Genomic DNA, 24,885 nt, shown 5'->3' with positions numbered 1-24,885 from the left:
GAATGCCGGCCCCGGTCATCGCGACGGCCGGGGCCGCCCGGGCCTTCGGCGCGGTCCGCGCCCTCGACGGCGTCGACTTCTCCGTCGCGCCCGGCGAATGCGTCGGCCTCGTCGGCCATAACGGCGCCGGCAAGTCGACCCTCGTCGGCGTGCTGAACGGCGGCGTGGCGCCCGATGCCGGGCGCGTCCTCGTCGACGGGCGCGAGGTCGCGGGCTACGCCGTCGCCGAGGCGCAGGCGGCGGGCCTGCGCTCGGTGTTCCAGGAGCTGTCGCTCTGCCCGAATCTCACCGTGGCCGAGAACGTCCGCGTGCTCCGCGCCGGCCCGCCCGGCATCGGCTGGCGCGGCCGCGCCGGCGCCGCGGTCGCCGCCATGCTCGACGCGATCTTCCCCGGCCACGGCGTCGTCCCCGGCGCGGGCCTCGCCGAGCTGACCATCGCCCAGCGCCAGATGGCCGAGATCGCCATCGCCTTCCTGCCGATCGGCCCCGCCCCCCGCCTCGTCATCCTCGACGAGCCCACCTCCTCGCTCGACGCCAGCCGCGCGGCCGAGCTCCTCGCCCATATCCGCCGCTTCGTCGCCGCCGGCGGCGCGGTCGTCTTCATCAGCCACATCCTCTCCGAGGTCCTCGGCGTCTGCGACCGCATCGTCGTGATGAAGGACGGCCGCGTCGTCGCCGAGCGCCCGGCGGGCGGCTTCGACGCCCGCGCCCTCGTCGCCGCCATGGGCAGCGTCGCCGGCCGCCACGCCGCGGCCCGCGCCGGCGTCGCGGCCGGCGCGACCGTCCTCGACCGCGACGGGCTGCGCGCCGGCCGCGGCGAGATCGTCGGCCTCGCCGGGCTCGCCGGCCACGGCCAGAGCGCCGCGCTGCGCCGGCTCTATCTCGGCCTCTCCGGCGACTGGCGCGGCGGCGGCGCCCGCGTCGCCTTCGTCGCCGGCGACCGCGTCAACGACGGCGTCTTCCCCGGCTGGTCGATCCTGAGGAACGCCACCGCCTCCGTGCTGCCCGACCTCGCCCGCCGCGGCCTCCTCGACCGCGCCGCCGAGGCGGCCTTCGGCGAGGACTGGCGCGCGCGGCTCGGCATCCGCACGCCCGACATGGCCGCGCCGATAACCTCCCTCTCCGGCGGCAACCAGCAGAAGGCGCTCTTCGCCCGCGCCCTCGGCACGCGGGCGCCGCTGGTGCTGATGGACGACCCGATGCGCGGCGTCGACGTCGGCACCAAGCAGGAGGTCTATGCGCGCCTGCGCGCCGAGGCCGAGGCGGGCCGCACCTTCCTCTGGCACTCGACCGAGATGGACGAGGTCACCCTCTGCGACCGCGTCTACGTCTATCGCAACGGCCGCGTCGTCGCCGAGCTCGAGGGCGCCGGCGTCACCGAGGCGGCGATCCTCGCCGCCTCCTTCCAGGGCGCCGCCGCATGACCAACAACATGACCGACGCTCTTTCGCCGCTGGCAAGCCGCATGCGGCGCGTCGTGCGCGAGCACGAGGTGCTCCGCGTCGCCGGCTGGATTCCGGGAGACGAACCCGCAGCTGTCGCCAACACCGCCATCAGGGAAGTGCTGAGATGGGCACAGAAACGCTGTGGTGGTCAGCTGCCGCCCGAGGCGTGGGAGCGCAAGTCCTTCGATTACCTGTCGGGCGGGCGGAACAGCACCTGCGTGCGTCTCCAGTCAGGCACGTCCGACCTCTGGGCCATCCGCGCCGACGACCCGGATAAGACCGTCGCCGAACGGGCATGGACCACGGAGGTTGTCATTGGTCTGCTTCCCGAACAGCCCGCAAAATTCAGCGCTCGATTGCTGGTCAGCACGCCTGAAGCCGACCTGCAGATCGAGCCGCACACGCCGGGTTTCATACAGCAGGTCGTCGGGAATTGCAGCCTGATCAGCGGCAAGAAGCCGCTCTCCGTAGCGCCAACCGTCCATGAGACCGAGGCAGACGCCGAGGACCTGATCGACTATCTGATCGATCCGTTCCGGCAACTGCCCATCTTTGTGGTGACCTTGGCCGAGAGCGGACAGGTGGATCATCCGACGCTCGACACGGCCGCCCTAAGCCGTGCCTTGCTGGGCATCGGGCATATTGCACTGCTTCACCCCGCGGCGACTTGGCGGCTGACCCAACGGTTCGGTAAGTTGAGGTCGGTCTTCGGTGGCGCGGCACGTGTTTATCTGCCCGGCTTCTCCGATGATGCCGACCCCTACATCCACCGCCTCGTTCTCGCCAATCAGCTGGACACGGCCGAGGGCGCTGCTCGGGCAACTCGCTGGATGCGGCAGCTGGCGGCGCAGGAAAGCGTCCTGCGAACCAAGCTTGGCCGCGATGTACTGCCCTTCGCGGCGATCCGGGACGCCAGCCTGCAACTGCGCCAGCAAAATCTTCGGAACGAGGATGCCAGCGCCAATGATCAGCTCGCCGCCGCGAACGACCGGATCGCTGCGCTTGAAAAGCAGGTAGCTTCGCTGGGTTCTGAACAGGACTACTACATTACGGAATTCGGGAAGGAGCGGGCGCGCGCGGAACTCTCGGAATCTCAGGCACAGAAATCCGCGTATCGGATACAGTACCTCACTGACCAGCTGAAATCCAAAGGCAACGATCCTGACCACGACATCGGTTTGCCGTCGAGTTGGTCCGAGCTTGCGGACTGGAGCGATCAGAACCTAGCCGGCCGTTTGGTGCTGACACCGAACGCGCACCGCGGCACCCGCAAGCCGCTCTATCAGGACTTCGAGACGGTGGCTCGCTGCCTGCTCTGGCTGGCCACGGACGGCCGGGATCAAAGGATCAACGGCGGCTGGGGCAACATGAGCAACGTGGCGATCATGGATGGAATTCAAAACGCCTCCTGTGGTGCAGACACCTATGATTTTGACTGGAACGGCCGTAGGTTCTCAGCCGACTGGCACATAAAGAATGGCGGAAACACACGCGATCCGATCCGTTGCCTGCGCATCTATTACTGCTTCGACCCGCAGACGCAGCAGATCGTGGTGTCCGACATGCCGGCGCATCGTCGGACGGGCGCGACATGAGCGTGATCAGGATCAGCGGTCCACCTCCCGATGGTGGACCACGCCGCCGGCATCCGCTGGATACTGATCACATCCGAGGTCGCGAAACAGAAACGCAGCGGTGAGCCCGCATGAAGCCCGACACACTGCGAACCCTGGTGCCGCTCCTCTCCTTCGCCGCGCTGCTCGCGGCGGTGTTCTGGCTGCAACCGCGGGCGATGAGCTATGTCGGGCTCAACCTGCTCTTCAACCTCGCCGTGCCGATCGCGCTCGCCACCATCGCGCAGATGCTGATCATCGCGGTCAACGACCTCGACCTCGCCATCGGCGCCTTCGTCAGCTTCGTCGCCTGCGTGACCGCGACGCTCCTCCACGACACCCCGCTCCTCGGCCTCCTCGTCCTCGCCGGCGGAATCGGCGTCTACGCCGCCCTCGGCGCGCTCATCCACCTGCGGGGCCTGCCCTCCATCGTCGTCTCGCTCGGCATGAGCTTCGTCTGGGGCGGCCTCGCCGTCCTCATGCTGCCCGCGCCGGGCGGCGCCGCGCCGGGCTGGCTGCGCGCGCTGATGACGACGAAGCCGCCCGTCCTGCCGATGGCCATCGTCGCCAGCCTCGCCATCGCCGCCGTCGCCCACCTCCTCGTCATGCGCTCGAGCTGGGGCGTCGCCGTCCGCGGCGTCGGCGGCAACGAGCGCTCCGTCGTGCGCGCCGGCTGGTCGGCGCTGCGCCTGCGCGCCGGCGCCTACGCGCTCGCCGGGCTCTTCGCCACCCTCTCCGGCGTCGCCCTCGTCGGCCTCGCCACCTCGGCCGACGCCAACATCGCGCTGCGCTATACGCTCCTCTCCATCGCCGGCGTCATCCTCGGCGGCGGCGAGTTCACCGGCGGCCGCGTCTCCGCCATCGGCGCCGTCGTCGGCGCCCTGACCCTGACGCTGGCGAGCTCGTTCCTGACCTTCCTGCGCCTCTCGCCCGACTGGCAGATCGGCGCCCAGGGCGCGATCCTGATCCTCGTCCTCGCCATCCGCCTCCTCCTCAACCGCCGCGAGGCCCGCCTGTGACCCGCGCCTCGCCCCATAGCCACCCCCCGGACCGCGCGCGCCGGCCGCCCCCATCCCCGCCGATGCGCCGGCATGGGCAGCGCCTGCCCGCCCCCCGGCAGGCGCTTCGCGCCCGCCCAGGCAGGCCCGCCGACGCCCTCTTGAGATGTCGGCGGGTCCCGGCGCAGCCGCCGACGCCGGAGTGGAAGCGGAACGCCGATCCGAGGCCGTCAAGCCCTGCGCCCGGTCGCCCCGTCCAGAGCGGCGCACACCGGCCGCCCCCATCCCCGCCGATGCGCCAGCATCGGCAGCGCCTGCCCGCCTCCCGGCAGGCGCTTCGCGCCCGCCCAGGCAGGCACGCCGATGCCCTCTTGAGAGGTCGGCGGGTCCCGGCGCAACCGCCGACGCCGGGCTGGAAGCGGAACGCCGATCCGAGGCCGTCAAGCCCTGCGCCCGGTCGCCCGGCCCAGAGCGGCGCACACCGGCCGCCCCCGTCCCCGCCGATGCGCCAGCATCGGCAGCGCCTGCCTGCCCCCCGGCAGGCGCTTCGCGCCAGCCCAGGCAGGCACGCCGACGCCCTCTTGAGAGGTCGGCGGGTCCCGGCGCAACCGCCGACGCCGGGCTGGAAGCGGAACGCCGATCCGAGGCCGTCAAGCCCTGCGCCCGGTCGCCCCGCCCAGAGCGGCACGCGCCGGCCATCCCCATCCCCGCCGATGCGCCAGCATCGGCAGCGCCTGCCTGCCCCCCGGCAGGCGCTTCGCGCCAGCCCAGGCAGGCGCGCCGACGCCCTCTTGAGATGTCGGCGGGACCGGGCGCAACCGCCGACGCCGGGCTGGAAGCGGAACGCCGATCCGAGGCGCTCGCCCGCAGCCGGCCCCACCCCGTCAACGCTTCGAAAAAAAGCGGCAATCCGGATTCCACCCGGATTCCAGCCCCTTTCCCGCCCCGCTTTTCCCGGCCTTTCCAACCGCCTCCCGGCCCCCATGCCCGAAAGCCGGAAACCCCCCGCATGACCCAGCTCCTCTCCCGCCCCTGGATCTGGTCCTTCGTCGCCGCCGGCGCCGTCTGGCTCGCGACCACGCTCTTCACCGGCGGCGCCAGCGCCCTCGGCCTCACCCAGGCGGCGCTCACCTTCGCCGCCTTCTCGGTGATCGTCGGGCTCGGCCAGATGCTCGTCATCACCCTCGGCCCCGGCAACGTCGACCTCTCGATCCCCGCCACGATGACCCTCGCCGGCACCCTCGCGCTCAAGGCGATGGCCGAGACCCCCGGCGCGGAACTCCTCGGCCTCCTCGTGACGTTAGGCGTCGGCCTCGGCGTCGGCCTCCTCAACTTCGGCCTGATCCGCCTGCTGGCGATCCCGCCGATCATCGCCACGCTCTCCATGGCCTTCATCGTCCAGTCGACGGCGATCTGGGCGAACCGCGGCCTGCGCATCAAGCCGCCGGCGGCGCTGGCGTCCTTCTCCACCGGCTCGACCCTCGGCGTCCCCAACCTCGCCTGGATCGCGCTCGCGCTCACCCTCGCCGTCTGGGTGCTGCTCGAGCGCAGCCTCTACGGCCGCCGCGTCCTCGCCATCGGCCAGAACCTGCGCGCCGCCCGCCTCGCCGGCGTCCCCGTCGACGGCGTCCGCCTCGGCGCCTACATCCTCTCCGCCCTCCTCGCCGCCCTCGCCGGCTTCCTCCTCGCCAGCTTCTCCGGCGGCGCCGCCCTCAACATGGGCGCCGAATACCTGCTCACCTCCATCGCCGTCGTAGTGATCGGCGGCTCCTCGGTGGCGGGCGGCGACAGCAACGTCCCCGGCATCTGGGGCGCCTCGCTCTTCATGTTCCTCGTGGTGACCATGCTCAACACCTACGGCCTCGGCGCCGGCGTCCGCCTGATCATGACCGGCCTCATCATCATCGCCGTCATCCTCGCCGCCTCCGGCCGCAACCGCCCCCCGGCCTGAGGCGGAGGCGCCGCGAGGCCCGCAGCCGCCGCAGACACTTCCTTACTATCAATCTTTTAGCCGCAGCCTCCCGCGCCCTGCTCCCTCGCCTCCCGCCCCTCCGCCACCCGTAGAGAAGGCCAGCACCCCCGGCTCCATGGACGGCGACAAGCCGGCGGCCCCGAGCCCCGCAGGCCCCCCGCGGCCGGCGCCCTCCCGCCGCTGTCGACGACGCGACCGGCCGACCTCCCGCACGACGTCGGCGAGGGGCCCGGCGCGACGGGCGTCCACCCCCGTCAGCCCGGCGCGAACATGAGCTCGATCTCCTCGATCACCCGGTCCATCAGCATCCCGCGCGCCTCCCTGCCGGTGAAGTGCAGCACCCAGCCGTCGCGCGCCATCTCCCGCCGGATCACGATCCCGGCCCGCGGCCGCGACACCCGGATCGGCCGCCGCCGCCCGCCCGCCAAGGCCGGCCCGCCCGCCTCGCCCGCCGCCTTCTCCGCCTCCTCGAGATAGGGCCGCAGCAACGCCCATTGCGTCTCCGGATCCTTCAGGCTCGCCTGCTCCAGCGCCGTCGCCATCACCTCCCCGAACCCGTCCCGCACCGCATTCGCCACCCGCAGCGCCTGCCTGAGCGACAACGTCTCCGGCGCGGTCATCATCCCGTCGAACGCCTCGGCGAACCGCGCCAGCGCCCGCAACCGCGACCGCTTCATCGCGCCCACGCCCGGATAGAGCGCCTCCACCGCGGCCTCGATCGTCGGATAGGCCCCAAGGTCGCGCGCCACCATCGCGATCCGCCCCTGTTCCCAGGCCGACAGATCGGCCCGCACCGCATTCTCCTCCACCATCGCCGCCAGCGTCTCCCCCAGCGCCCGCGCCGGCCGCACGAAGGCGGGCACCGCCCCGAACCGGTCCAGCCCCATCTCCCGGAGCGCCCGGAACGCGGTGATCCGCCGATACCCCGACACGATCCCGAACCGCGCCCCGCCGGCGCCCTCCAGCGCGAACAGCTCAACCGGCTGCCGCAGTCCCGACCGCAGGATCGAGTGCTTCAGCTCCTCGAACGCCTCCGCATCGAGCCCGGTCCGCTCCCGCGGCACCGCCCCGTCGTCGATCTCGTCGAGCGAGACGAGTTCCACCGTGTCTTCCATTCCAATCCTCCGCGGCTCGTGCGCCGGGGAGGATGCACGATGCGCGAAGCATGTTGCCCCATGCTTCGGAGGCGCGTGCGCCCCAATGGCTTGCGATCGAACGCAGCGCGCCACGCCGAACAACTCGTCGGCATGATCGTGTTATCGTCCCCGTTGCCTCGCGCCAACGAGTCGGTTCCCTCCCCGCCGAACAGGCTATCGCTGTTGTCGCCTCCGCTCAGGTAGTCGTCGCCGTTCACGCCGTAGAGCCTGTCAGCTCCGTCGCCGCCGAACAGATCACCATCGGACCTGTTGCAGTCCTGCAGAACATCGCCCTTGGGGGTTCCCTGCATCGTCAGCTCGCAGGTGCTGAGCTTGCGGGTGATCTGCACGCCGTTGATGGTCCAGGCCGTGTAGTCGTCGCCGTCGTCATTCGCAGCCGAATCCCACGATACCAGGTTCCGGTCGCTGCGAGTGCCCGGCACGACATTGTCGATGCCGTCGAGATTGTTCTCCTTGTAGACGGTGAACGTGTCATGGGCGAACCAGCCGGCTGCGGCCCCGGCCATTCCGCCGACCAGCCCCGCCCCAGCGAGGCCGAGAAGGCCCGCCAGCGAGAAGCCCACCAGGGCTGTGACGCTGCCAGCTATGCCGGTGGTGACTACCTTATCGGTCAGATCGTAGAGCTTGCCCCAGACAATGCCTCGAACTTGGCGACTTCGGTGTTGCTGACCGCCTGCGTCTGCGTGGTCATGGCTACACCCTCTTAGCCGGAATGGGGCCGTTCACCCAGTAGGCGACGGCGCCGCCGATCAGGATGAACACGAACAGAATGACCATCTCCAGTAGCCAGAATCCACCGAGGTCCATGAAGTCTACGCCGATGTAGATCCATGGGAATTGCACCAGCATGAAGCGCGCATAGTACAGTCTAGGATCAGACATGGCTATTCCTTCTTCTTTGCTAATTAGCTAGCCTTCGTTGCTAGTCGGATGCAAGCCCCATTTGCAGTTTTTCTTATGCGGTTGTGGAGGCCCCTAGCCGAACCTGGCAGAGGCCCCGAGCCGAACCCAATGGGTAAAATACACATATCTTTCAAACACTTAATCCTGCTATCACGCGTGATAGCCCCTTGCCTCCCACCCCTTCGCCGCCTATAGAAGGATACCAGCCCCACCCCGAGGCCCTCCCTTGACCGACACGCCCGAAGACGACGATCCCGAGACGCCGCGCGCCGTGCCCACCGGGCCGGGGGTGGCGATCGAGGCCGAGATGAAGGCCTCCTACCTCGACTACGCCATGAGCGTGATCGTCGCCCGGGCCATCCCCGACCTCCGCGACGGCCTGAAGCCCGTCCACCGGCGCATCCTCTACGCCATGCACGAGGTCGGGAACACCCACGACAAGCCCTACCGCAAGTCCTCCCGCCCGGTGGCGGACACCATGGGCAAGTACCACCCCCACGGCGACGCCGCGATCTACGACGCCCTCGTCCGCATGGCGCAGGACTTCTCGATGTCCCTGCCGCTCCTCGACGGCCAGGGCAACTTCGGCTCCATGGACGGCGACAAGCCGGCGGCCTTCCGCTACACCGAGGTGCGGATGGCCCGGGCGGCGGGCTTCCTCCTCGCCGACATCGACAAGGAGACCGTCGACTTCCAGCCGAACTACGACGGCAAGGACATGGAGCCGACGGTCCTGCCGGCGCGCTTCCCCAACATGCTGGTCAACGGCGCCGGCGGCATCGCCGTCGGCATGGCCACCAACATCCCGCCGCACAACCTCGGCGAGGTGATCGACGCCACGCTCGCCCTCATCGAGAACCCCGACCTCTCCGTCGCCGAGCTGATGGAGTTCGTCCCCGCCCCCGACTTCCCCACCGGCGCCCTGATCCTCGGGCGCTCCGGCGCGCGCAAGGCCTACCACGAGGGCCGCGGCTCGGTGATCGTCCGCTCGAAGACCCGCATCGAGGAGGTCCGCGGCGGCCGCACCGCGATCATCGTCTCCGAGATCCCCTATCAGGTGAACAAGGCGACGATGATCGAGCGCATCGCCGAGCTCGCCCGCGACAAGAAGATCGAGGGCATCGCCCATGTCCAGGACGAGTCCGACCGCTTCGGCGTCCGCGTCGTCATCGAGCTCCGCCGCGACGCCACCCCCGACGTCGTCCTGAACCAGCTCTTCCGCTTCACCCCCCTCCAGACCAGCTTCGGCTGCAACATGCTCGCCCTCCACGGCGGCCGCCCGCTCCAGCTCACGCTCCGCGACTTCCTCGTCCACTTCATCGCCTTCCGCGAGGAGGTCGTCGCCCGCCGCACCGCCTTCGAGCTGCGCAAGGCCCGGGAACGCGCCCACATCCTCTGCGGCCTCGCCGTGGCCGTCTCCAACGTCGACGAGGTCGTCGCCACCATCCGCGCCTCCGCCGACCCGGCCGAGGCGCGCGACCGGCTGATGACCCGCCGCTGGCCGGCCCAGGACATCGCCGACTACATCCGCCTGATCGACGATCCCTCCCACACCATCAACGAGGACGGCAGCTACAACCTCTCCGAGGTCCAGGCCCGCGCCATCCTCGACCTCCGCCTGCAGCGCCTGACCGCGCTCGGGGTCAAGGAGGTCACCGACGAGCTGGCGGAGCTTGCCGGCAAGATCACCGACTACCTCGACATCCTGCGCTCCCGCGCCCGCATCATGGCGATCATCTCCGACGAGCTGCGCGAGGTCCGCGGCCTCTTCGCCGTCCCCCGCCGCTCCGAGATCGTCGAATGGGACGCCGACCTCGACGACGAGGACCTGATCGAGCGCGAGGACATGGCGGTCACCGTCACCGCCGGCGGCTACATCAAGCGCACCCCGCTGACCGAGTACCGGGCCCAGCGCCGCGGCGGCAAGGGCACGCAGGGCATGGCGACCAAGGAGGAGGACTTCGTCACCACCCTCTTCGTCGCCAACACCCACACCGCGCTGCTCTTCTTCACCACCGAGGGCATGGTCTACACGCTCAAGACCTGGCGCCTGCCCCTCGGCGGCCGCAACACCCGCGGCAAGGCCATCGTCAACATCCTGCCGATCCCCCAAGGCGTCTCCATCGCCGCGATCATGCCGGTTGACGTGCCGGAGGAGGAATGGTCCGCCCTGCAGATCATGTTCGCCACCTCCGACGGCGACGTCCGCCGCAACGCCCTCGACGACTTCACCAACGTCATGCGCAACGGCAAGATCGCGATGAAGCTCCCCGGCGGCGTCCGCCTGATCGCCGCGCGCATCTGCTCCGAGGACGACGACGTCCTCCTCACCACCAAGGCCGGCCGCGCCATCCGCTTCCCGGTCCCGGACGTCCGCGTCTTCAAGGGCCGCGACTCGACCGGCGTCCGCGGCATCCGCCTCGGGACGGGCGACGAGGTGGTCTCCATGGGCGTCATCCGCCACTTCGAGGCCACTCCCGACGAGCGGGCCGCCTATCTCAAGATGCGCCGCGCCGTGGCCGGCGCCCCCGACGACGAGCCCGAGGCGACGGACGACGACGAGGAGGCCGCCGCCTCCGGCGCCTTCGAGCTCGGCCAGTCCCGCTACGTCGAGATGTCCGAGGCCGAGGACCTGCTGCTGACCATCACCGAGCGCGGTGCCGGCAAGCTCTCCTCGTCGCACGACTACCCCGTCCGCGGCCGGGGCGGCCAGGGCGTCGTCGCCATGGACAAGGCCATGCGCGGCGGCCCGCTGGTGACGCTCTTCCCGGTCGAGCAGGACGCCGAGATCATGCTCGCGACCGACGCCGGCCAGTCGATCCGCGTCCCCGTCGCCGACATCTCCTTCCGCTCCCGCAGCGCCGGCGGCGTCCGCGTCTTCAACACCGCGCCCGACGAGCGGGTGGTCTCGGTGGCGCTGGTGGTCGCCGAGAGCGGCGAGGAGGAGGGCTGAGCCCCTCCCCGCAATCGCCCCGGCTCCCACCACGCCGCAGAGGCGACCCGCCCCACGCCCGGACGCTCCGCGCCCGGTGCGCACCTCTATCGGTGCTGATCGTCTCCAGCGTGGCGGCCGAAGCTCCCGCCCCGCGCGCCCGCCCTCAAGGCCCGCAGGCCGCGAGCGTCCCCGCCGCCAGGCCCCGGGCGAAGGCCGCCTGCCGCGGCCCCTCCGCCCCAGCCGCGAACAGCGCCGCGTCCCGCGCCACGCCCGGCGCGACCGCCTCCCGCGCCGCGGCCAGCGTCCGCCCGTAGACCGCCGGCGTCGCCCCGCGCAGCCCCGACCGCGCCGCCCAGACCCCGGCGAGGCAATCCCCCGCCGCCGCCCGGGCCCCCGCCCCGCCCGCGTCCATCCCCAGCGCCGCCTGCGCCGCCAGCGCCGCCGCCCGACCGGCGAAGAGCGCCGTCGCCGCCTCGCCGTCCCGCCGCATCCGCGCCCGGATCCCGTCGAGCGTCGCAAGGTCGACCCCGAGCGTCCGCGTCTCCGCGCAGAAGAACGCCCCCGCCGTCGCCGCGCCCCCGGCGCAGGGATCGGGCGCCGCCCCGGCATAGAGCCGCAACGAAGCCGGCGCATAGCCGACGCCCCGCTCGGCCCGCGCCCGCTCCCGCCACACCGCGCCGGCCTCCGCCACCGCGGCCTCCGCGAGCCGCGCCGCCACGCCCGCCCGCTCCGCCGACAGGGCCCCGGCCTCCACGCCCGCCCGCCCCGACCAGGCGACGGCGAGCCCGACGCTCGCCACCGTCACCGCGAGGAGCCCGAACCCGAGCCCCAGCGACCGCCCGCCCCGCGCCTCCGCCACCGGCCCTCCTCTCCGGCGGCCTTGACCCGGCCGCCGCGCCATGATGCTTGACCCGAGACTTGTCGGCCGGAGGCGTGAAGGACGTGTTAGCCGAACCCACCCCGATCCGCGGAGCCGCAAGGTGAACGCGCTCCAGCGCGCCGCCATCGGCGCGGCGACCGGCTCGGCGCTGCTCCTCGCCGCCGCCCTCGCCTTCCAGCACCTCGGCGGCTACGCGCCCTGCCATCTCTGCCTGCTGCAGCGCTGGCCCCACGCCATCGCCGTGGTCCTCGGCCTCGCCACGCTCGTCTGGCCCCGCCGCGAGCTCGCGCTCCTCGGCGCGCTCGTCATGGCCGCCGGCGCCGGCATCGCCGCCTGGCACGCCGGCGTCGAGCAGGGCTGGTGGACCGGGCCCACGACCTGCGTCGCGCCCGACATCGCCGGCCTCACCCCCGAGCAGCTCCTCCAGCGGATCCTCGACGCCCCGGTCACCCGCTGCGACGAGATCGCCTGGAGCTTCCTCGGCCTCTCCATGGCGGCGTGGAACGGCCTCGCCTCGGCCGTGCTGGCGCTGATCTGGGCCCGCGGCTACGCCTCGAGCTCGGCGTCCCAGTAGAGATAGTCCATCCAGCTCTGGTGCAGGTGGTTGGGCGGGAACTTCCGCCCGACGTTCTGCAGCTGCTCCGGGGTCGGCCGGACCGGCTTGCGCCGCAGATTCAGCCCCGCCTGCTTCAGCGTCCGCGAGCCCTTGCGCAGGTTGCACGGCCCGCAGGAGGCGACGACGTTCTCCCAGGTCGTCCGCCCGCCGCGCGCCCGCGGCACCACGTGGTCGAAGGTCAGGTGGTCCTTGGCGCCGCAATACTGGCAGGTGAACTCGTCGCGGAGGAACAGGTTGAACCGGGTGAAGGCGGTGGTCCGCGCCGGCCGCACGTAGTCCTTGAGCACCACGACCGAGGGGATGCGGAACCGGATCGACGGCGAGCGCACCACCTCGTCGTACTCGGCCACCACCACCACGCGGTCGAGCACCGCGGCCTTGACCGCCTCCTGCCAGGGCCAGAGCGACAGCGGCAGGTAGCTCAGGGGGCGGAAATCCGCGTTCAGGACCAGCGCCGGGTGGTCGCGGAGGCCCGAGGGGCTCCGCACGAAGCTCGGCATGTGGGTCGCTTGCAGCATCGCCGCTCCCTGGCCGGACGCCGCGCCGCCGCATGCTGCAATGCGCAACGTCGTCTCCGACTATATCTCGCCCGCCTCCACTGGCAAGCCTCTAGATCGAGGATGCTCCCGGCCGGCGCCGACAAGCTACAGCGCGGCCACGGCGGAATTGTGACGGCGCGCGCGCCGGGCGCCCCGGCAGGGCCTGTTCCCCGGAGCCGCCGTCGCGTTGACGCCGGAAAGGGGCGCGGGGCGCGATTCGTCAAGGACGCCTGCGGGGAACAGGCCCGGGGGTTCCTGTTCGCTGGTGGGACCGGAGCCCCTTGCGCGCCCTCGCGCGCCGGGCCGGAGGGGGCTCGATGCCCCCACCGGCCCGCCCCCCTCCGCCGCTCTCCGTCTGTCGCCCCGCCCCGGGCCGGGGCGCACCGGGGCGCACCCTCGCTCCGCCGATGCGCTGGCGTCGTCTCCGCCCGCCCACCCGAGGCGCGCTTCGGCACGACGGCCTGGCGCGCATCCCCGCGGGCGCGCCGACGCCCTCCCGGGAAGTCGTCGGGTCCGGCGACAACCGCCGACGCGGAAAGACGGGCGATGCAGCCGTCCCGAGGCGGTCCCCCGGCGCAGCGTCAGCCGCCGTAGCCCAGCCGGTCGCGCAGGAAGCCGACGGCGAGCCCGAGCCCGTCCGGGGCGATCCCGTGGCCGACCCCGCGCGAGACATGCGTCGCCGTCTCCACCCCCGCGGCGCGCAGCGCCTCGGCCGCCTCGGCGAGGCTCGCCACCGGCACCATCGGGTCCTCGTCGCCATGGACGAGCAGCACCGGCGGCCGCGCCGCGATCTCCGCCGCGAGCTTCTCCGGCCGCAGGAGCCGCCCCGAGAAGCCGACGATCCCGGCGAGCGCGGGCTTGCGCCGCAGCCCGACCTGCAAGGCCATCATCGTGCCCTGCGAGAAGCCGAAGAGCGCCGTGCGCTCCGGCCCGATCCCCTCCGCCGTCGCCGCGTCGAGCCAGCCGTCGAGCAGCGCGAACGCGCTCCCCGCCGCCACGGCCGCCGCAGCCGGGTCCGACCCGTCGAGCCAGGGAATGGGAAACCACTGGTATCCCATCGGATTGTTGATGCAGCGCTCCGGCGCGTTCGGCGCGAGGAAGCGCGTGTCCGGCAGATGCGGCGCCAGCGGCCCGGCCAGCCCGACGAGATCCTCGCCGTCCGCCCCGTAGCCGTGCAGGAAGATCACCTGGCTCGTCGCCTTCCCGGAAGCCGCGGCCCGGGACGGCCCCTTCAGCGTCGTCATGGCCCGCCTCCTTCGTCGCCGCCGGTGTTAGGCACAATCCCCCCGCCCCGCAAGCCGCCGCCCGCGGCGCGCCCCCGCCATCGGGACGCAACAGGGGGCGAAACGCCGGGACCTGCCCGGGCAATGTCCGCCCATCAAGCTTGAGGAGATCTCGTCATTTTGCGGAATCCAAGCATTTCAACAGCTTGGCCCATGTCCCACCATGGGACGCCCCCGCTCTCAGGCGGCGAAGCGCAGGATCGTCTCGAGGCCGAAGCGGATCAGCATGTCGACGAGGAAGAAGAACGTCGCGAAGAGCGTCGCCATGATCATCACCATGACCGTGGTCAGCCCCACCTCGCGGCGGGTCGGCCAGACCACCTTCGCGGTCTCGGCCCGGACTTGCTGGATGAACTGCAGCGGATTCGCGCGGGCCATGGGACTCTTCTCTCGTCGTCTCCCGCGCTGGCAGGGGCGATAGGACTCGAACCTACGACCCTCGGTTTTGGAGACCGATGCTCTACCGACTGAGCTACACCCCTAGGCCGGCGCGTGGCCGCGGAGATACGCCGCGGCGTGCCGCGATGCAAGGCCTCTACGCCCCGCGAAAGAAGTCCGAATGCGGGTCCGACAGCACCATCTCGCGCAGCCGCTCCCAGAGATGCCGGCGCAGCTCCGCGAACCCGGGCGCCTCCCGCGGATCGCCCTCCGCCCGGCGAAACCCCGCCGCCGCCTCCTCGACGATCCGGCCCGGACGCGGCGACATCAGCAGCACCCGGTCCGCGAGGGTCAGCGCCTCGTCGACGCTGTGGGTGACGAAGAGCGCCGTCGGCCCCGCCGGTCCTCCGGTCAGCCGCAGGAGCTCGCCCTGCATCAGCTCGCGCGACTGGGCGTCGAGCGCGGCGAAGGGCTCGTCCATCAGCAGGAGCGCCGGCTCCACCGCCAAGGCGCGCGCCAGCGCCGCCCGCTGCTGCATCCCTCCCGACAGCTCCCGCGGCCAGGCCTCGGCGAAGCGCGCGAGCCCGACCCGGGCCAGCGCCCGCTCCGCGCGGGCCTCCCGCTCGGCGGGATCGAGATGGGGGAGCGCGAAGGCGACGTTGCCGCGCACCGACTTCCACGGCAGCAACCGATAGGACTGGAACACCATCGCCGCCGCCCGCCCCGGGACCGGCGCCGCCCCGTCGACCCGCACCTCGCCCTCGTCCGGCGCGATCAGCCCGGCGACGAGCCGCAGCAGCGAGGTCTTGCCGCAGCCCGACGGCCCGAGCAGCACCACCGTCTCGCCGCGGCGGGCGACGAGGTCGACGCCTTCGAGCACCCGCCTTCCGCCGAGCGAGAGCGCGACGCCGCGGAGGGTGAGATGGGCGGCGTCGCGCAACGAGGGGCTCAGCGGGTGGGAACGATCGCCGGGTCCGGCGCGCCGATCCGCGCGATCACCGCGTCGAGCGGCGCGAGGTCGACCCAGGCGTCGAGCGGCGCCGGCGCGATCCCGGCGAAGTCCTCGCCCTCATGCAGCCAGGCCTGCGCCGCCTCCAGCTCCGGCGCGCTGATCCCGCCGTCGATGCTCCACGACCCCGCGAAGGCCGCCGCGAGCAGCTTCAGGTCCGCCTCGTCCACGTCGGGCCGCGCCTTCCGCATCGCCGCCACCCACTTGTCCGGGTCGGCGGCGAAGTCGCGCGAGGCGAGCGTGACCGCCTCGATCACCGCCTCGACCTCCTTCTCGCGGCTGGCGAGCGTGTCGCTCCGCACGGCGTTGAGCTTCGAGAGGATCGGCGCGGCGCGGTAGTAGTCCTCGACGTCGACCAGCACCTTGATCGCCGGATCGCCGTCGATGGCGGTGAAGGCGCCGATCGACATGGTGGTCGCGTCGATCTGCCCGGCGACCAGCGCCTGCGCGCGCGCCTGCGGCTGGCCGAGCGCGACAAGCTCGAGGCCCGCCATGTCGATCCCCTGCGACGCCAGCACCTTGCTCGACAGGAGCTGGTCGACGCTGCCCACCCGCCCGATGCCGAAGCGCTTGCCGGCGAGGTCGGCGACGGAGGCGACGTCGCGCCCGGCGATCAGGTAGGGCAGCGACCTGTTGGGCGACATCACCGCCCGGAGATCGGCCGCCCCCTGCGCCACGGCCTGGAGCAGCGCCTCGACCGCGACGTTGGCCATCTCGCCCTCGCCGGCGCGCAGCGCCGCCATGGCGAGCGGGGTCTGCTGGACCCGGACGAACTCCACGTCGACGCCGGCGCGGTCGAAGTAGCCCTCCTGCTCGGCCAGCTCCATCACCGAGTTCGGCACCAGCGGCGTCTCCATGTCGGTGACGATCAGCCGGAAGGGCTCGGCGGCGGCCGGGCCGGCGAGGGCGGCCGCCAGCGCGGCGGCGGCGATCAGGCGTCTCGGCATGGTCTTTCTCTCCCTGTCATCGCGCGTTTCCCGCGCCGTCTCACTCCGGCCCGCGCCAGCGCAGCAAGCGCCGCTCCGCAATGCGCAGGCCCTCCGTCATCGTCACGCCGATCGCCGCCAGCACGACGACCACGGCGAGGTATTCCGCCATCTGGAAGCGCCCGCCATAGAGCGCGAGCAGGCCGCCGAGGCCCGAGACGGCGGTGTAGAGCTCGGCCACCACCGTGTTGATGAGGCCGATCGTCGCGCCGATGCGCACGCCGGCGACCAGATAGGGCATCGCCCCCGGCAGGACCACATGGGCGAGGATCCGCCCCCGCGACGCCCCCGTCGCCCGCGCCATCTCGACGAGGTCGGGGTCGGCGGCGCGCACCCCCGCATAGGCGTTGAGGATCACCGGCATCACGGCACCGAGGAAGACGACGAGCACCTTCGCCTCGAAGCCGAGGCCGAGGAGCACGATGATCAGCGGGATGAAGGCGACCCGCGGCGTGGCGGCGAGCCCGTGGACATAGATGTCGAGCGTCCTTCCGATCGGCCGCACCGTGCCCATCAGCGCCCCGATCGCGATCCCGGCGACGACGGCCGCCCCCGTGCCCGCCAGATAGATCGACAGGCTCTGCCCGAGCGCCGGCCACAGCCGCCCGCCGGCGGCGAGCCCGGCCAGCGCCCCGGCCACCGCGCCCGGCGAGGCGAAGAGCCCGGGGGGCGCGGCGTTGGCGGCGAGCTGCCAGAGCAGGAGGACGACGGCGAGGAAGCCGAGCCGCAGCGCGACCACGCCCGACCGGCCGCCGCGCGCGGCGGCCGGCTGCGTCCGCCGGCGCGGCGGCAGGGGGCGGGCATCGGCCATGACCGTTTGTCCGCGATCCCCGGGACCTGCGCAAGCCGGCGGAGCGCGCCGCCCCGTCCACCATTCGGTGGATGCGAAGCCGCGCGCCCCGCCTGCCGGCTTGACGGCCGCCCCCGTCACCCGTTTGGCTGAATGGACGGAAGGGCGCGGGCCGTGGAGACTGGCGCGCGCAAGAACCCAGAGGGGAGGGCCTCGGATGACCTACGAGAACGTGAAGATCCACCCGGCGGTCGACGGGGGCGTCAGGAAGGGCGATGCGGGCTTCTCGGGCGGGACGCTCAGCTGCAAGTGCGCGACCGACAAGGTCGAGGTGAAGGTGGGCGGGCAGACCGCGCACAACCACGTCTGCGGCTGCACGAAATGCTGGAAGCCGGAAGGCGCGACCTTCAGCCAGGTCGCCGTCGTCGGCCGCGACAAGATCACCGTCACCAAGAACGGCCACAAGCTCAAGATCGTCAACGAGGCCGCGCCGATCCAGCGCCACGCCTGCACCGGCTGCGGCGTCCACATGTACGGCCGCATCGAGAACAAGGAGCACCCGTTCTACGGCCTCGACTTCGTCCATACCGAGCTCTCCCCCGAGAGCGGCTGGTCAGAGCCGCAGTTCGCCGCCTTCGTGTCGTCCATCATCGAATCCGGCGTCGATCCGTCGCGGATGGAGGGCGTGCGCGGCCGGCTGAAGGAGCTCGGGCTCGAGCCCTACGACTGCCTGTCGCCGCCGCTGATGGACGCGATCGCCACCCACGTCGCCAAGAAGTCGGGCGCCCTGCCCGCCTGAACGCCGCCGGCCCCGGCCGCCGCGCAAGGCCCGCTCCGGGCGCGCGGCGGCCGGGGCCGCCCTCCGTCCTACCCGGCGCATGCGCCGTACCGGCCGCTCGCCCGACTGGCCGGACGCCGAGACCGACCTGAAGGAGAAAGCCCATGCGAACGCGCGCCGCCGTGGCCGTCGCCGCCGGAAAGCCGCTGGAGATCATGGAGGTGAACCTCGAGGGCCCGAAGGCCGGCGAGGTCCTCGTGGAGATCAAGGCGACCGGCATTTGCCACACCGACGAGTTCACCCTCTCGGGCGCCGACCCGGAGGGCCTCTTCCCGTCGATCCTCGGCCACGAGGGCGCGGGCGTGGTGGTCGAGGTCGGCCCCGGCGTGACCAGCGTGAAACCCGGCGACCACGTCATCCCGCTCTACACCCCGGAATGCCGCGAGTGCCCGTCCTGCCTCTCGCGCAAGACCAACCTCTGCACCGCGATCCGCGGCACCCAGGGCCAGGGCCTGATGCCGGACGGCACCTCGCGCTTCTCGACGCTCGATGGCGAGCCGATCCTGCACTACATGGGCTGCTCGACCTTCTCGAACTACACCGTCCTGCCGGAGATCGCCGTGGCGAAGGTCCGCGAGGACGCGCCCTTCGACAAGATCTGCTACATCGGCTGCGGCGTGACGACCGGGATCGGGGCGGTCATCAATACGGCCAAGGTCGAGATCGGCGCCAAGGCGGTGGTCTTCGGGCTCGGCGGCATCGGCCTCAACGTCATCCAGGGCCTGAAGATGGCCGGGGCCGACATGATCATCGGCGTAGACCTCAACAACGACAAGAAGGAGTGGGGCGAGCGCTTCGGGATGACGCACTTCGTCAACCCCAAGGAGGTCGAGGGCTCGGTCGTCCAGCACATCGTCAACATGACGAAGACCAAGGCCGACCAGATCGGCGGCGCCGACTACAGCTTCGACTGCACCGGCAACGTCAAGGTGATGCGCGACGCGCTGGAATGCACCCATCGCGGCTGGGGCAAGTCGGTGGTGATCGGCGTGGCCCCGGCGGGCGCGGAGATCTCGACGCGGCCGTTCCAGCTCGTCACCGGCCGGCAGTGGCTCGGCACCGCCTTCGGCGGCGCGCGCGGCCGCACCGATGTGCCGCGGATCGTCGACTGGTACATGGACGGCAAGATCCAGATCGACCCGATGATCACCCACCTGCTGCGGCTCGAGGACATCAACAAGGGCTTCGACCTGATGCACGCCGGCGAGTCGATCCGCTCGGTCGTGGTCTACTAAGCCCTTCGGGCCGCCCCGCGCGCGCCGAGGACGACGCAGGGGACGATCCACCTTCGGCCGGGGCGATCGCCCCGGCCTTTTCTGTCCGACACATCGGGACGCGCCGGCGGGACGACCCCCGCGACGCGGACGTCAGCCGCCTCCGGAACGCTCGATCCCGCCGAGGGCGCGGAGGCCGTCGGCCAGCTCCTCCGCCTCGACGTCGCCGAGCAGCGCCGACTGGACGACGAAGCCGAGCACCGTGGCGAGCAGCGTCTTGGCGACGTCCTCCGGGGCGACGTCCGGGCCGAGCGCGCCCTCGGCGCGCCAAGCCCCGGCGACGGCGGCGAGCCCGACGCGGAAGCCGAGATAGGCCTCGCGCATCACCCCCCGCAGCCGCTCGTTGCGCTGGGCCTCGGCCCAGCCGAGGAGCGCGATGCGGCGGAGGTCGTAGCCGTCGCGCGCGGTGAAGCGCGTCACCGTCTCCGCGAGGGCGCGGACGAGGGCGTCGGGCGCGAGCGGCGGCCGCTGGCGGAGGATCGGCGCGACCTCCTCGCCGATCGCGCCGAGCGAGGTCGTCACCGCGGCGAAGATCAGCTCCTCCTTGCTCGGGAAGTAGGAATAGACCGCGCCGGCCGAGAGGCCGGAGGCGCGGATGATGTCGTCCATCGTCGTCGCGTGCAGCCCCTGCCTCTGGAAGCAGGTCCAGGCGGCGTCGAGGATCTGGCCACGCCGCGCCGCGCGGCGCTCGTCGGAGATTCTGGGCATGGGGACCTCTAAAACGAACGATCGTTCTTTACAACCCGCCCCGGGGGAGGCATAAAACGAACGATCATTCGTTTTGAGGAATCGGGACATGATCCGGGTGACGGCGATCGAGACGGGCAAGGCGCGGATGAAGACGGCGCAGCGCACCGGGGCGGAGGGGCGGGGGCCGCTCGGGCGGAAGATCGACATCTTCCGCGACCGGGCCTGGGTCGAGCCGCTGCCGATCCTGTGCTTCCTCGTCGAGCACCCGGAGGGGCGGTTCCTCGTCGACACCGGCGACACCTGGCGGAACTCGGTCCCGGGCTACCTGCCGGGGTGGAACCCGTTCTACCGGCAGGTGTCGATCCGGGTGGCGCCGCAGGAGGAGGTCGGTCCCCGGCTCGCCGCGATGGGCCTCGACCCGGCCCGCGACCTCGCCGCGGTGGTGCTGACGCACTTCCACCACGACCACACCGGCGGCCTCGACCATTTCCCGCACACGCGGATCATCGGCCCGCGCGAGAACTACGCGGTGTCGACCGGGCTGCGCGGCATGATGACCGGCTGCCTCCCCCGGCGCTGGCCGGTGTGGCTCGCGCCCGAGCTCGTCGACATGGACGGCCCGGCGATCGGCCCGTTCCCGGCCTCGCACCCGCTCACCTCCGACGGGCGCGTGGCGCTCGTGCCCACCCCCGGCCACGTGACCGGGCACTGCTCGGTGGTGGTCGAGGGCGACGACGTCACCTGGTTCCTCGCCGGCGACGCGACTTACTCGCAGGAGAACCTGCGCGCCGGCCGCACCGACGGCGTGACCGGCGACCCGGCCACCGCCGCCGAGACCCTGCGCCGCATCCGCGCCTTCGCGGCGACCCGCCCGACGGTGGTGCTCCCCGCCCACGACCCCGACGGCCCGCGCCGCCTCGCCGAGGCAGAGGTCCTCGCCTGAAGGCCGGCAGCTCCGGGTTCACGGCGGCCCGCCGATCGACAAGGGCGCCTACGAGACCTTCGCCGCCGCGATCGAGCGGGCGACGGCGCAGGGCGGCAAGGGTCCTGACCGGCGGCAAACGCCTCCGCGCCGAGACGACGCCAGACGCCCGTCACCCGGAGCCGACATGCCCGACCGGACCGAGGTGGTGAAGGCCGAGACGTTCGCGCCGGCCCTCCATGTCCCGACCCGTTCGGCGATCGACATCCACGACGACGTCCCCCAAGGCTTGTCCTCCTGCATCTTCTCCAACAACATGCGCGAGGTGGAGCGGTTCATCTCCGCCTCCGGCTCGGACTGCGGCATGGCCAACGTCACTATCGGCCCGAACGGCGCGGAGATCGGCGGGGCCTTCGGCTGCGGGAAGGAGACCGGCGGCGACCGCGAGAGCGGGTCGGACGCGTGGGAGCAGTGCGCCCGCCGGACCACGAACCCGGCCAACTACGCGACCGGGCTGCCGCTGGCGCAGGGCATCAACTTCGGCTGAGGGGGGGCGCGATGACCGAGGGCTATCCGTCGATCGAGGTCGACGATCCGTTCGCCTATCCCGCCGACACCCTGGGCCTCGACCCCGAGGAGATGCGCCGGCTCGGCTACAAGGTCGTCGACATGGTCGTCGACCGCCAGCGCCGCAAGGCGGCGGAGCCCGCCATCCTGACCGGCAGCCCCGCCGGGCTCATGGCGCAGCTCGGCGGCGCGCTGCCCGAGGATCCCATCGATCCCGACGCCTCGCTCGAGCTGATGGCCCGGGCCGCCCTGTCGCACCAGCAGCATGGCGACCATCCGCGCTACTTCGCGCGGGTGCCGGGCCCCTGCTCCTTCGCCGCGATCCTCGGCGAATGGATGGGCACGGGGTTCAACACCATCTCCTCGAGCTGGGGCGGCGGGTCCGGCCCGGCCGTGGTGGAGATGGTGGTCATCGAGTGGATGCGGCAGATGCTGGGCCTGCCCGAGGGCACGGAGGGCGTCCTCGTCTCCGGCGGCTCGATCGGCAACCTCACCGGCTTCGCCGCCGCCCGCTCCGAGCTCGGCCACGGCGTCGCCTACTGCTCGGACCAGACCCATTCCTCGCTGCCCCGCGGCCTGCGCGAGATGGGCTGCCCGACCGGGCACGTGCGCATCCTCGAATCCGACGACGGCTACCGGATGTCGGTCGAGCGGCTGAAGGCCGCCATCGCCGAGGACAAGGCGGCGGGCAAGCGCCCGCTCCTCGCCGTCGCCACCGCGGGCTCGACCAACACCGGCGCCGCCGACCCGCTGCCCGAGATCGCCGACCTCTGCGCCGCCGAGAACATGTGGCTGCACGTCGACGGCGCCTATGGCGGGCCGGCGGCGATCACCGAGGAAGGCCGCCACGCGCTCGCCGGGATCGAGCGCGCGGATTCGCTGACGCTCGACCCGCACAAGTGGTTCTTCCAGCCCTATGACGTCGGGGCCTGCTTCGTGATGCGCCCGGGCGCGCTCGAGCGCTGCTACGCGATGAGCCCCGAATACCTCAAGGACGTGCAGGCCGCGACCGGCGCCGTCAACTTCGGCAACCGCAGCCTGGAGCTGACCCGCCGCTCCCGCGCCCTGAAGCTCTGGATGTCGATCCGCACCTACGGCGCGCGGAAGTTCCGCGCCGCCGTGCAGCAGGGCATCGACAACGCCAGGATCGCCGAGGCCTGCCTGCGCGAGCGGTCGGACGTCTGGGAAATCGTCACGCCGGCGCAGATCGGGGTGGTCTGCTTCGCGCTGAGGGACGCGAAGCCCGGCGAGCATGCCGAGCGGGCGCGGATCGTCTCGGAATCCGGCTTCGCCTGCGTGTCCTCGACGGCGCTGAAGGGCCGCAGCGTGCTGCGGCTCTGCACGATCAACCCCCTGACCACCCGCGACGACATCGCCCGCACCATCGACATGCTGGCCCGCCCGACCTGACGAAAGCCGGCCTGACGACAGGGAGCAGGCGCCCTCGGACAATTGTCGCGCGGGACACGTCAGACCATCATCCCTATTCCGCCCGAGCCGCCGCCCTCCACCTTTGGCAGGAGTTGACGCCCCCCCTCGCCGTTGGCCCTATGGCGGCCGAGACGGCGGACCGGGGTGGGGATGAAGACGGTATCGGAGAACGCGAGCTTCGGCGGGGTGCAGGGGGTCTACTCCCACGCCTCGGATGTCTGCGGCTGCGACATGACCTTCGCGGTCTACCTGCCGCCGCAGGCGCGGGCCGGCAGGGTGCCCGTCCTGTGGTATCTCTCGGGCCTCACCTGCACCCACGAGAACGCCATGACCAAGGCGGGCGCGCAGGGCTGGGCCGCCGAGGCCGGGATCGCCGTGGTCTTCCCCGACACCTCGCCGCGCGGCGACGCGGTGGCGGACGACCCGGCCTACGACCTCGGCAAGGGCGCGGGCTTCTACGTCAACGCCACCGAGGCGCCCTGGGCGCCCAACTTCCGCATGTGGGACTACATCGTCGACGAGCTGCCGGCGCTCGTCTTCCGCGAGCTGGCGCTCGACCCGGAGCGGCAGGGGATCACCGGCCACTCCATGGGCGGCCACGGCGCGCTCACCATCGCGATGACCCGGCCCGGGACCTACCGCTCGCTGTCGGCGATCTCGCCGATCGCCCACCCCACCCGCTCCGACTGGGGGCGCAAGCAGCTCGCCGCCTATCTCGGCCCGGACGAGGCGGCCTGGCAGGCGCATGACGCCACCGTGCTGATGCGCGAGAAGGGCTATCCGGGGCCGATCCTCGTCGACCAGGGGGCCCAGGACCAGTTCCTCGACCTCCTCAAGCCCGAGGCGCTGGCGGCCGCGGCGGCGGAGCGCCGCCAGCCGATGCAATTCCGCATGATCGAAGGCTACGACCACAGCTACTTCTACGTCGCCAGCGTGATGGAGGATCACGTCCGGTGGCACGCGGAGAACCTCGCGTGACGCCGCGGCCGTCCGACGCCAGCCAGAGGAGAATGACGCCCATGCCCATGAAACTCGCCCGGCTCGCGCTTGCGGCCGCGCCGCTCGCCGTCTGGGCGGCGACCGCCCTCGCCCAGGACGCTCCGGCCGGCGACGTCGCCGCGGGCGAGAAGGTGTTCCGCAAGTGCGCCGCCTGCCACAGCCTCGACCCGAGCGGCAAGGCCAAGGTCGGCCCCGACCTCTACGGCGTGGTCGGCCGCGTCACCGGCACGACCGATTTCGCCTATTCCGACGTGATGAAGAAGGCGGGCGAGGACGGCCATGTCTGGACCGTCGAGGAGATCTCGCTCTTCCTCGAGAACCCCAAGAAGATGTTCCCCGGCACCAAGATGACCTTCGTCGGCCTGAAGAAGCCCGAGGAGCGCGCCGACGTCATCGCCTACATCCAGGGCCAGAGCGGCGGCTGACCCCCCGCCCCCTGCCCCCGGCGCGCGGCCGGCCTCGCGCGTGTTCACGCGTGAAAATTCGGCAAGCCATTGATTTCATTACGGCGCGATTCCGCGTCCGTCATCACCCACACTACACGACACAGTGCTGGCTGAGGGCGGCTGGTTGGATTCTACTGGACGACTCCCTTGCAAGGATCGTCCCATGTCTCACCGAGCCGTCGCCGCCCTCTCCCGGACGCTATGGGGCCATGTC

23 protein-coding genes, 1 tRNA gene and 1 pseudogene are annotated in these 24,885 nt (G+C 71.9%); 13 read left to right on the top strand and 12 right to left on the bottom strand.

Going from position 1 to position 24,885, the window contains the following annotated elements; translation table 11 throughout:
- Window positions 1-2: 2 nt before the first annotated feature.
- The 4 genes from KBB57_RS13805 (at window position 3) to KBB57_RS13790 (ending at window position 6,007) form a co-directional block, all read left to right on the top strand.
- Window positions 3-1,424, top strand: a complete 1,422-nt coding sequence (locus tag KBB57_RS13805) for an ATP-binding cassette domain-containing protein (protein ID WP_290751225.1) — start codon at window positions 3-5, stop codon at window positions 1,422-1,424.
- On the top strand, window positions 1,421-3,040 hold the full coding sequence (locus tag KBB57_RS13800) for a hypothetical protein (protein WP_290751222.1): 1,620 nt from the start codon (window positions 1,421-1,423) through the stop codon (window positions 3,038-3,040). Before KBB57_RS13805 ends, KBB57_RS13800 begins: the two co-directional genes overlap by 4 nt.
- A gap of 110 nt (window positions 3,041-3,150) precedes the next feature.
- Window positions 3,151-4,077, top strand: a complete 927-nt coding sequence (locus KBB57_RS13795; protein ID WP_290751220.1) for an ABC transporter permease — start codon at window positions 3,151-3,153, stop codon at window positions 4,075-4,077.
- A gap of 988 nt (window positions 4,078-5,065) precedes the next feature.
- Window positions 5,066-6,007, top strand: a complete 942-nt coding sequence (locus KBB57_RS13790) for an ABC transporter permease (RefSeq protein WP_290751218.1) — start codon at window positions 5,066-5,068, stop codon at window positions 6,005-6,007.
- A gap of 275 nt (window positions 6,008-6,282) precedes the next feature.
- On the opposite strand, the gene KBB57_RS13785 is transcribed toward KBB57_RS13790, so the two are convergent.
- The 3 genes from KBB57_RS13785 to KBB57_RS13775 all read right to left on the bottom strand — a co-directional run bounded on the left by KBB57_RS13785 (window position 6,283) and on the right by KBB57_RS13775 (window position 8,067).
- Window positions 6,283-7,143, bottom strand: a complete 861-nt coding sequence (locus KBB57_RS13785) for a ParB N-terminal domain-containing protein (protein WP_290751216.1) — start codon at window positions 7,141-7,143, stop codon at window positions 6,283-6,285.
- On the bottom strand, window positions 7,044-7,748 hold the full coding sequence (locus KBB57_RS13780) for a hypothetical protein (RefSeq protein ID WP_290751214.1): 705 nt from the start codon (window positions 7,746-7,748) through the stop codon (window positions 7,044-7,046). The genes KBB57_RS13785 and KBB57_RS13780 overlap by 100 nt, the downstream gene beginning before the upstream one ends.
- Before the next feature lie 130 nt (window positions 7,749-7,878).
- The gene (locus KBB57_RS13775) at window positions 7,879-8,067 is read right to left on the bottom strand and encodes a hypothetical protein (RefSeq protein WP_290751213.1); all 189 of its coding nucleotides are present in this window, start codon (window positions 8,065-8,067) and stop codon (window positions 7,879-7,881) included.
- A 247-nt stretch (window positions 8,068-8,314) separates the two neighbouring features.
- On the opposite strand from KBB57_RS13775, the gene gyrA reads away from it, so the two are divergent.
- Window positions 8,315-11,041, top strand: a complete 2,727-nt coding sequence (gene gyrA, locus KBB57_RS13770) for a DNA gyrase subunit A (protein WP_290751210.1) — start codon at window positions 8,315-8,317, stop codon at window positions 11,039-11,041.
- Between the two features lie 145 nt (window positions 11,042-11,186).
- On the opposite strand, the gene KBB57_RS13765 is transcribed toward gyrA, so the two are convergent.
- Window positions 11,187-11,924 carry a neutral zinc metallopeptidase gene (locus KBB57_RS13765; protein WP_290751208.1) on the bottom strand — a complete coding sequence of 246 codons (738 nt, stop codon included), beginning with the start codon at window positions 11,922-11,924 and terminating at the stop codon, window positions 11,187-11,189.
- Between the two features lie 79 nt (window positions 11,925-12,003).
- Between KBB57_RS13765 and KBB57_RS13760 the strand changes: the two genes are divergently transcribed.
- On the top strand, window positions 12,004-12,477 hold the full coding sequence (locus KBB57_RS13760) for a disulfide bond formation protein B (RefSeq protein ID WP_290751206.1): 474 nt from the start codon (window positions 12,004-12,006) through the stop codon (window positions 12,475-12,477).
- Here the strand turns inward: KBB57_RS13760 and KBB57_RS13755 are convergent.
- The 7 genes from KBB57_RS13755 to KBB57_RS13725 all read right to left on the bottom strand — a co-directional run bounded on the left by KBB57_RS13755 (window position 12,450) and on the right by KBB57_RS13725 (window position 17,525).
- Window positions 12,450-13,037, bottom strand: coding sequence for an HNH endonuclease (locus tag KBB57_RS13755; protein ID WP_290751203.1), 588 nt, complete (start codon window positions 13,035-13,037; stop codon window positions 12,450-12,452). The two genes, KBB57_RS13760 and KBB57_RS13755, sit on opposite strands and share 28 nt — an antisense overlap.
- Window positions 13,038-13,639: 602 nt before the next feature.
- A complete protein-coding gene (locus KBB57_RS13750; protein ID WP_290751201.1) occupies window positions 13,640-14,302 on the bottom strand; it encodes a dienelactone hydrolase family protein in 663 nt (220 codons plus the stop codon).
- 219 nt (window positions 14,303-14,521) lie between these two features.
- On the bottom strand, window positions 14,522-14,719 hold the full coding sequence (secE, locus tag KBB57_RS13745; protein ID WP_290751198.1) for a preprotein translocase subunit SecE: 198 nt from the start codon (window positions 14,717-14,719) through the stop codon (window positions 14,522-14,524).
- Between the two features lie 28 nt (window positions 14,720-14,747).
- Window positions 14,748-14,823: transfer RNA gene (locus KBB57_RS13740), tRNA-Trp, on the bottom strand.
- A 53-nt stretch (window positions 14,824-14,876) separates the two neighbouring features.
- A complete protein-coding gene (locus KBB57_RS13735; protein WP_290751196.1) occupies window positions 14,877-15,659 on the bottom strand; it encodes an ABC transporter ATP-binding protein in 783 nt (260 codons plus the stop codon).
- An 8-nt stretch (window positions 15,660-15,667) separates the two neighbouring features.
- A complete protein-coding gene (locus KBB57_RS13730; protein WP_290751193.1) occupies window positions 15,668-16,675 on the bottom strand; it encodes an ABC transporter substrate-binding protein in 1,008 nt (335 codons plus the stop codon).
- Between the two features lie 40 nt (window positions 16,676-16,715).
- Window positions 16,716-17,525 carry an ABC transporter permease gene (locus KBB57_RS13725; protein WP_290751191.1) on the bottom strand — a complete coding sequence of 270 codons (810 nt, stop codon included), beginning with the start codon at window positions 17,523-17,525 and terminating at the stop codon, window positions 16,716-16,718.
- 196 nt (window positions 17,526-17,721) lie between these two features.
- On the opposite strand from KBB57_RS13725, the gene gfa reads away from it, so the two are divergent.
- Together gfa and KBB57_RS13715 are read left to right on the top strand one after the other, a co-directional pair.
- Window positions 17,722-18,303 carry an S-(hydroxymethyl)glutathione synthase gene (gene gfa, locus KBB57_RS13720; protein ID WP_290751189.1) on the top strand — a complete coding sequence of 194 codons (582 nt, stop codon included), beginning with the start codon at window positions 17,722-17,724 and terminating at the stop codon, window positions 18,301-18,303.
- A 143-nt stretch (window positions 18,304-18,446) separates the two neighbouring features.
- The gene (locus KBB57_RS13715) at window positions 18,447-19,577 is read left to right on the top strand and encodes an S-(hydroxymethyl)glutathione dehydrogenase/class III alcohol dehydrogenase (protein ID WP_290751186.1); all 1,131 of its coding nucleotides are present in this window, start codon (window positions 18,447-18,449) and stop codon (window positions 19,575-19,577) included.
- Between the two features lie 132 nt (window positions 19,578-19,709).
- On the opposite strand, the gene KBB57_RS13710 is transcribed toward KBB57_RS13715, so the two are convergent.
- Window positions 19,710-20,324 carry a TetR/AcrR family transcriptional regulator gene (locus KBB57_RS13710; protein WP_290751184.1) on the bottom strand — a complete coding sequence of 205 codons (615 nt, stop codon included), beginning with the start codon at window positions 20,322-20,324 and terminating at the stop codon, window positions 19,710-19,712.
- Window positions 20,325-20,412: 88 nt separating this feature from the next.
- Between KBB57_RS13710 and KBB57_RS13705 the strand changes: the two genes are divergently transcribed.
- The 5 genes and pseudogenes from KBB57_RS13705 to KBB57_RS13685 all read left to right on the top strand — a co-directional run bounded on the left by KBB57_RS13705 (window position 20,413) and on the right by KBB57_RS13685 (window position 24,650).
- Window positions 20,413-21,249, top strand: a complete 837-nt coding sequence (locus KBB57_RS13705; RefSeq protein WP_290751183.1) for an N-acyl homoserine lactonase family protein — start codon at window positions 20,413-20,415, stop codon at window positions 21,247-21,249.
- 25 nt (window positions 21,250-21,274) lie between these two features.
- Window positions 21,275-21,775: pseudogene (locus tag KBB57_RS13700) on the top strand (aldehyde dehydrogenase family protein); the annotation flags it as partial.
- Window positions 21,776-21,786: 11 nt separating this feature from the next.
- Window positions 21,787-23,205, top strand: a complete 1,419-nt coding sequence (locus KBB57_RS13695; RefSeq protein ID WP_290751182.1) for an aminotransferase class I/II-fold pyridoxal phosphate-dependent enzyme — start codon at window positions 21,787-21,789, stop codon at window positions 23,203-23,205.
- 171 nt (window positions 23,206-23,376) lie between these two features.
- Window positions 23,377-24,204, top strand: coding sequence for an S-formylglutathione hydrolase (gene fghA / locus KBB57_RS13690; RefSeq protein WP_290751180.1), 828 nt, complete (start codon window positions 23,377-23,379; stop codon window positions 24,202-24,204).
- Window positions 24,205-24,245: 41 nt separating this feature from the next.
- A complete protein-coding gene (locus KBB57_RS13685; RefSeq protein WP_290751177.1) occupies window positions 24,246-24,650 on the top strand; it encodes a cytochrome c family protein in 405 nt (134 codons plus the stop codon).
- Window positions 24,651-24,885: the final 235 nt, after the last annotated feature.

The sequence above is a fragment of the Amaricoccus sp. genome, from assembly GCF_017993425.1.
In the GTDB taxonomy this organism is placed as follows: domain Bacteria; phylum Pseudomonadota; class Alphaproteobacteria; order Rhodobacterales; family Rhodobacteraceae; genus Amaricoccus.
Note: the sequence above shows the minus strand (reverse complement) of the source record. Positions and strands in the feature narration are given on the sequence as shown.

What these genes read in the sequence shown, in the direction of transcription:
- KBB57_RS13805 (WP_290751225.1), top strand. Translation starts at nt 3, where the DNA reads ATGCCGGCCCCGGTCATCGCGACGGCCGGGGCCGCCCGGGCCTTCGGC.
- KBB57_RS13800 (WP_290751222.1), top strand. Translation starts at nt 1,421, where the DNA reads ATGACCAACAACATGACCGACGCTCTTTCGCCGCTGGCAAGCCGCATG.
- KBB57_RS13795 (WP_290751220.1), top strand. Translation starts at nt 3,151, where the DNA reads ATGAAGCCCGACACACTGCGAACCCTGGTGCCGCTCCTCTCCTTCGCC.
- KBB57_RS13790 (WP_290751218.1), top strand. Translation starts at nt 5,066, where the DNA reads ATGACCCAGCTCCTCTCCCGCCCCTGGATCTGGTCCTTCGTCGCCGCC.
- KBB57_RS13785 (WP_290751216.1), bottom strand. Translation starts at nt 7,143, where the DNA reads ATGGAAGACACGGTGGAACTCGTCTCGCTCGACGAGATCGACGACGGG.
- KBB57_RS13775 (WP_290751213.1), bottom strand. Translation starts at nt 8,067, where the DNA reads ATGTCTGATCCTAGACTGTACTATGCGCGCTTCATGCTGGTGCAATTC.
- KBB57_RS13765 (WP_290751208.1), bottom strand. Translation starts at nt 11,924, where the DNA reads ATGGCGCGGCGGCCGGGTCAAGGCCGCCGGAGAGGAGGGCCGGTGGCG.
- KBB57_RS13755 (WP_290751203.1), bottom strand. Translation starts at nt 13,037, where the DNA reads ATGCTGCAAGCGACCCACATGCCGAGCTTCGTGCGGAGCCCCTCGGGC.
- KBB57_RS13750 (WP_290751201.1), bottom strand. Translation starts at nt 14,302, where the DNA reads ATGACGACGCTGAAGGGGCCGTCCCGGGCCGCGGCTTCCGGGAAGGCG.
- secE (WP_290751198.1), bottom strand. Translation starts at nt 14,719, where the DNA reads ATGGCCCGCGCGAATCCGCTGCAGTTCATCCAGCAAGTCCGGGCCGAG.
- KBB57_RS13730 (WP_290751193.1), bottom strand. Translation starts at nt 16,675, where the DNA reads ATGCCGAGACGCCTGATCGCCGCCGCCGCGCTGGCGGCCGCCCTCGCC.
- KBB57_RS13725 (WP_290751191.1), bottom strand. Translation starts at nt 17,525, where the DNA reads ATGGCCGATGCCCGCCCCCTGCCGCCGCGCCGGCGGACGCAGCCGGCC.
- gfa (WP_290751189.1), top strand. Translation starts at nt 17,722, where the DNA reads ATGACCTACGAGAACGTGAAGATCCACCCGGCGGTCGACGGGGGCGTC.
- KBB57_RS13715 (WP_290751186.1), top strand. Translation starts at nt 18,447, where the DNA reads ATGCGAACGCGCGCCGCCGTGGCCGTCGCCGCCGGAAAGCCGCTGGAG.
- KBB57_RS13710 (WP_290751184.1), bottom strand. Translation starts at nt 20,324, where the DNA reads ATGCCCAGAATCTCCGACGAGCGCCGCGCGGCGCGGCGTGGCCAGATC.
- KBB57_RS13705 (WP_290751183.1), top strand. Translation starts at nt 20,413, where the DNA reads ATGATCCGGGTGACGGCGATCGAGACGGGCAAGGCGCGGATGAAGACG.
- KBB57_RS13695 (WP_290751182.1), top strand. Translation starts at nt 21,787, where the DNA reads ATGACCGAGGGCTATCCGTCGATCGAGGTCGACGATCCGTTCGCCTAT.
- fghA (WP_290751180.1), top strand. Translation starts at nt 23,377, where the DNA reads ATGAAGACGGTATCGGAGAACGCGAGCTTCGGCGGGGTGCAGGGGGTC.
- KBB57_RS13685 (WP_290751177.1), top strand. Translation starts at nt 24,246, where the DNA reads ATGCCCATGAAACTCGCCCGGCTCGCGCTTGCGGCCGCGCCGCTCGCC.